The following is a 5,538-nucleotide window of genomic DNA, read 5'->3' on the forward strand; positions in this document are numbered from 1 at the left end:
CGGCCCGGGGCTGCGTGAGTCCGGGCCGACCGGCCACCGTCCTGCTGTCGTCGTACCCGAAGTGTCCGGGTGCATGCGTCGGCACGTGGTCGGGTACGACGCCCGGCATGAGCACCCCTGTCCGTGAGTCCCTGCCCGCAGGACCGGTCACCACCGGCGAACAGCTGGCGGAGCTGCTGTCCCTCCAGCACGAGGAGCTGCGCGAGGCCTGGTGTCGGGTGCCGCTGCTGCACGCCGGGGCCCGGGAGGACGTCTTCCTCCACGCCCGGCGCCGTCTCGCGATCCACGTGGCGCTGGAGCACGCCGTCCTGGCCCCCCACCTCCCGCACGTGAGGGACGTGGAGGCAGAGCTGGACCGCGAGGTCGTCGCGGCGGAGGGGGAGACGCCCGAGTCCCTGGGGTTCGACGCTGCGTGCGCCCGCGTGGCCGTGGCCTTCCTGCGGCACAGCGCCACCCTGGACGAGGTGGACCTGGCCGGGGCGCTGCCCGAGGCCGAGCGCGAGGCCGTGACGACCGCGGTCGCGCTCTGGGACGGTGCGGGGGACGCCTACCTCGGCAACTCGTGGGAGGAGATGCGCGAGACCGCGGTCGCGCAGCTGCTGCGCCAGGACTGACGACGCTCAGGCCTCCGGGAGGACCCGGTGGTCGACGAGCTCCTGGGCCACCTGGTGGAGCTTGCGGTTGTGGTGCTGGGAGTAGCGGCGGAGCACCTCGAACGCGCGACCCGCGTCGAGGTCGAAGCGCTCCATGAGGATGCCCTGCGCCTGGCCGACCAGGTTGCGCGCGTCCACGGCCTTGCGCAGGTGCTCGTCGCCCCGGGCGTGCTGGACCGCCACGGCGGCGTGTCGCGCCAGCATGTGTGCGACGTCGGCGTCCGCCTCGTCGAACACGTCCGGTGCGGGGTCATAGAGGTTGAGGCTGCCGACCACCTCCCGGCTGGTGTAGAGCCGGGACCCGAGCATGCTGCGCACCCCGGCGCGCTCGACGGCCTCGCACCAGCGCGGCCAGCGGGACTCGCTGCGCACGTCGCGGACGAGCACCCCGTGCCGGTCGGCGATGAGCTCGAGGTCGGGCCCCTCTCCGGCCTCGAGCTGGATCGCGTCGAGTCCCTCCACCAACGGGTCCGTCGCGGCGACCGTCTCGACCCGGGAGCCGCCGTGCACGAGGATCACGCCGGCGTGGGCGCAGCCGAAGGTCGTGACCGCGAAGTCGAGGATGCGCTCGACCGTCTCGTCGAGGCCCTCCACGTCGTGGAGCTGGAGGGCGAGCTGGGCGAAGGCCTCGGCGTCGGGAGCGGTGTCAGGCATCCGGGCCTCCGGCGGCAGCTCGTGGGGGGCGGCTCAGGGTCGAGCCCTCGGGCCGTGATTGTGGCACGCGTGGCGAGAGCTGCGGCCGCCCCAGTGGCGCGACTTCAGCAGCACGACGAGCCCGATCAGCCAGACCCACCAGGGCACCTGGAGCGCGATCGCCAGCACGAGGGCCGCGATCAGGAACATCGTGAGCGGGGCGCGCCACGACGACGTGCGCCGGACGGGAACCGGGGTCCGCGCGGGCGGGGCGACGGCCCGCGGCAGGTCCCAGAACACCAGGTCGAGGTCGGCGCGCGTGCGGGCCGACCAGATGGCGTCGAGGCGTTCGGCGTGCTCCTCGGTGTCGAGGCGTCCCGCCGCGTAGTGGTCGTTGAGGATCGAGGTCGCGGACTCCCGCTCCCGGTCCCCGATCCGGGCCGCGCCCGCACGCGGGTCGGTCATCACGCCTCCTCGTCGAGCTCGGGGTCGTTCGCCGGCTCCGTGCCGTCGGCGAGGATGCCGTAGAGCGCGCGGCGGGTGTCGACGAGGACGCCGATGGCGGCCCGTCGCTGGGCGTCGGAGCCCTGGGTGACCAGCTGCCACACGGCGCTCATGACCTGGCCGATCTCGGACTTGAGGTCACCCGACGTACCGGTGGAGGCGCGTTCCTGGGCCCGCTCGAAGGGCGCCCAGACGGCGTCCAGCTCGGCGGCTCGCTCGCTCACGTAGCTCTCGCCCTGGGCGGTGAGGCGCAAGGTCTTGCGCCCCCGCTCGTCGTCGGTCTCGACGAGACCCTCGTCGGCGAGCTGCTGGATGGTGGGGTAGACCGAGCCGGGGCTCGGTCGCCATGTGCCGTTGCTGCGGTCGGCGATCTGCTGGATGACCTGGTAGCCGTTGATCGGCTCACTCCGTCCGGCGGCGTCGGCGAGGGCCGAGAGGATCGCCAGGCGGACGTCACCGCGACGCGCCCGGGGGCCGCCCGACGGCGGCTGCGGGCTGCCGGTCTGGCCCCAGCCCAGGAGGCCCTGCATCCACGGCGGGGGGCCGCCGGTGCCGCGGGACGGACCGCCCCAGCCGTGCTGGTCGAAGCGGAGATCCCAAGGATTCTTGCGGTGTCCCATGCGTGTGTCCCTCCCGGGTGACGGTGCCGACAACCCGATGGTCACCGACACATTGCGATATATCGCGAGCGTACGACGACGCGCGTGTCCGCACAAGCAGTCTCGCGGGGGATGTTCGCCGGCCTCAGGCCTCCCGCAGGGCGGGCAGCAGCTCGTCACGAGCCCAGTCGAGGAAGTCCTCCTGCCGCTCGTCACCGATCTGCACCACGGCCAGGTCGGTGAAGCCGGCCTCGCGCCACTCGTCCACGGCCGCCACCACGGCCCCCACGTCGGGGCCGCAGGGGATCGAGCCGGCCACGTCCTCCGGCCGGACGAACTGGGTCGCCCCGGCGAATCCGGCCGGCACGGGCAGGTCGGCGTTGACGGCCCAGCCCCCTCCGAACCATCGGAACTGCTCGTGCGCGCGGGCCACCGCCCGGTCACGGTCGGGGTCCCACGAGATGGGCATCTGGCCGATCCTGCGCTCGCCCCGCGCCCCCGAGCCCGACCACTGCGCGACCAGCTCCGCGGACGGCTCCACCGCGACCATGTGGTCGACCAGCGGAGCGAGGCGTTCGATGCCCGCCGGGCCGGAGACGGCTGCGGCGATCGGTACCCGGACCTCGGGGAGGTCCCAGACCTTGGCGGAGGAGACGGTGAAGTGCTCGCCGTCGTGGTTGACGTAGCCGCCGTCGAAGAGCTCGTTGATGATCTCGAGGGCCTCGACCAGCATGGCGTGGCGCACGTGCACGGTGGGCCAGCCCCGGCCCACCACGTGCTCGTTGAGGTTCTCGCCGGAGCCGACTCCCAAGGTGAAGCGCCCGCCGGAGAGCTGCTGCACGGTCGCGGCCTTCTGGGCGACCACCGCGGGGTGGTAGCGCATGGTCGGGCAGGTCACGTAGGTCATCAGCTCGACCCGCTCGGTCACCTGCGTCACCGCGCCCAGCATGACCCAGGCGTAGCCGGCGTGCCCCTGCTCGTCGAGCCACGGGAAGTAGTGGTCGCTCATCACCTCGAAGTCGAAGCCCGCCTGCTCGGCGAGACCCGCGTAGCGCACGAGGTCACGGGGGGCGGACTGCTCGGTCATCAGCGTGTAGCCGATCTTCATGGGGAGCCTCTCGGAGGTGGGACGGACCCCGTCGATGATGCCGAGCCCGTGCGGCCGGGAGTACAGCCCTGAGGAGGGGCCGCGGCGACCGGCTAGAAGATCCGCGGCAGGTCGGAGGCGAGGCCCGTGAACTCCGGGTCGCGCTTCTCCCGGAAGGCGGCCACACCCTCCCTGCCGTCGCCGACCGAGGTGTGCCACATCGCCAGCGAGTCGGCACGGTGCGTCTCGAGCGGCGACGCCGCCGACGTCCCGGCGTACAGCAGCTGCTTGGCGAGCGCGAGCGCGACGGGGGAGCGGCCGACGACGAAGGACCGGGCCAGCTCGAGGGCGGCCGGCAGCAGGTCGTCGGGCTCGTGGACCGAGCGCAGCAGCCGTCCCGCCAACGCTGCCTCGGCGGTGAGGACCTCGGCGGAGTAGACCCACTCGAGCGCCTGCTGGACACCGACGATGCGTGGCAGGAAGTACGACGAGCAGGCCTCGGGCACGATGCCGAGGCGACCGAACACGAACCCGATGCGAGCCCGCGTGGAGGCCAGTCGCAGGTCCATGGCGAGGGTCATCGTGGCACCGATGCCGACCGCCGCGCCGTTGATGGCGGCGATCACCGGCTTGGGACAGGCATGGATGGCCAGCGCCACCTTGCCGCCGGTGTCGCGGACGCCGTCCTGGTACGGCGCCTCGGTCAGGTGGTCGCGCAGGTCGGCCGGAGTGGGGTGGGCGTCCTCGTCGAGGCCGAAGACGTTGCCTGGCACGGAGAGGTCCATCCCCGCACAGAAGGCCCGACCGGCGCCGGTGACCACGACCGCGCGGATCGCGTCGTCGGTGGCGGCAGTGGTGAAGAAGTGCTCGAGCTCGCGCGCCATGGTGGTCGTGAACGCGTTGAGGGCGTCGGGGCGGTCGAGGGTGAGGGTGCAGACGCCGTCGCTGTCCCTGGCCACCGACAGCATGTCGTAGGAGGTCACCGGCCCGGCATCCCGCTGGGGGTGCAGAGGTCCTCCGGGATGCTCGACGTGTCGTCGTCCCGGACGTAGGAGAACAGCTGCTCGGAGCGGTCCTCGTCCCAGGTGACCGCAAGGTCCTGGATGGGAACGCCGCAGGTGAGGCCCGAGTCGCCGTCGGCGCGCGTCATGGCGAACGCGAAGCGCCCCAGCGAGATCGGGCTGGTCCCCTCGCTCACCGAGAACGACGTCGACGAGGCCATGGCCAGCTCGTAGTAGCGGACCGGGTTGACGAACGTCCAGGCCGACAGCGCCTTGCTGCCGATGGCGGAGACGACCTCGCGCTGGTGCTGGGCCCGGTCGATGTCGCCGAGGTTGGAGGTGTGCCGGGAGCGGGCGTAGCCGAGCGCCGTCTTGCCGTCGGCCTCCTGGCAGCCCTTCTCGATGTCCAGGTTGGCCAGGGGGTCCTTCATGGCCGCCTGGGGGCAGATCTCGACGCCGCCGACGGCATCGACCATCCCGACGAAGCCGCCGAAGCCGATCTCGACGTAGTCGTCGATGCGGATGCCGGTCTCGTTCTCCAGCGTGCGGATGAGCAGCTGGGGTCCGCCGTAGGCGAACGCCGCGTTCACCTTCTCGCTGTCCCCGTGACCCGGGATGGAGACGATCGAGTCGCGGGGGATCGACATGAGCATGTTCGGTCCGTCGCCGGTGTGGAGCAGCATGATCGTGTCGGTGCGCTGCCCGACCTCGCCGCCGGTGCCGAGGTCCTTGCGCTGCGCGTCGGTCAGGTCGTCGCGCGAGTCGGAGCCGACGATGAGGTAGGTGTTGCCGCCCTGCTCGTCGGGGCGGCCCTTGTCCCCGGGCATCGCGTCGATCTTGTCGACCTTGCTCCACGCCCAGAAGGGGACGGCGAGCATGAAGACCAGCCAGACCAGCAGGATCAGCTTGACGATGCCGAAGCGGAAGCGGGGCCGACGGCGCTGGCGCTCGGGACGCGGCGGGGGAGCGGGGGTGGCGGGGGACGACGGGCCCCCCGGCGGTCGCCCGCCCCCGGACGACGTCCGGGGCTGGGCCGGCATGACCCGGGTCTCGTCCGGGCG

At 72.5% G+C, this 5,538-nt stretch carries 7 protein-coding genes; 1 reads left to right on the plus strand and 6 read right to left on the minus strand.

What is annotated here, in order from left to right:
- The first annotated feature begins 107 nt into the window (after positions 1-107).
- A complete protein-coding gene (locus ACXJKL_RS13180; RefSeq protein WP_457207500.1) occupies positions 108-614 on the plus strand; it encodes a hypothetical protein in 507 nt (168 codons plus the stop codon).
- Positions 615-620: 6 nt separating this feature from the next.
- Here ACXJKL_RS13180 and ACXJKL_RS13185 read toward each other — a convergent pair whose 3' ends face one another.
- The 6 genes from ACXJKL_RS13185 to ACXJKL_RS13210 form a co-directional block, all read right to left on the minus strand.
- On the minus strand, positions 621-1,307 hold the full coding sequence (locus ACXJKL_RS13185; RefSeq protein WP_457207501.1) for a GAF and ANTAR domain-containing protein: 687 nt from the start codon (positions 1,305-1,307) through the stop codon (positions 621-623).
- Positions 1,308-1,340: 33 nt separating this feature from the next.
- On the minus strand, positions 1,341-1,751 hold the full coding sequence (locus ACXJKL_RS13190; RefSeq protein ID WP_457207502.1) for a DUF1707 SHOCT-like domain-containing protein: 411 nt from the start codon (positions 1,749-1,751) through the stop codon (positions 1,341-1,343).
- Positions 1,751-2,410, minus strand: coding sequence for a PadR family transcriptional regulator (locus ACXJKL_RS13195; protein ID WP_457207503.1), 660 nt, complete (start codon positions 2,408-2,410; stop codon positions 1,751-1,753). The genes ACXJKL_RS13190 and ACXJKL_RS13195 overlap by 1 nt, the downstream gene beginning before the upstream one ends.
- A 124-nt stretch (positions 2,411-2,534) precedes the next feature.
- The gene (locus tag ACXJKL_RS13200; RefSeq protein WP_457207504.1) at positions 2,535-3,497 is read right to left on the minus strand and encodes a TIGR03557 family F420-dependent LLM class oxidoreductase; all 963 of its coding nucleotides are present in this window, start codon (positions 3,495-3,497) and stop codon (positions 2,535-2,537) included.
- A 92-nt stretch (positions 3,498-3,589) separates the two neighbouring features.
- A complete protein-coding gene (locus tag ACXJKL_RS13205) occupies positions 3,590-4,459 on the minus strand; it encodes a crotonase/enoyl-CoA hydratase family protein (RefSeq protein ID WP_457207505.1) in 870 nt (289 codons plus the stop codon).
- Positions 4,456-5,538: LCP family protein (locus ACXJKL_RS13210; RefSeq protein ID WP_457207506.1), on the minus strand; the 1,083-nt coding region annotated here is incomplete at its 5' end. The genes ACXJKL_RS13205 and ACXJKL_RS13210, both read right to left, overlap by 4 nt.

The organism is Nocardioides sp. P5_C9_2, from assembly GCF_054049555.1.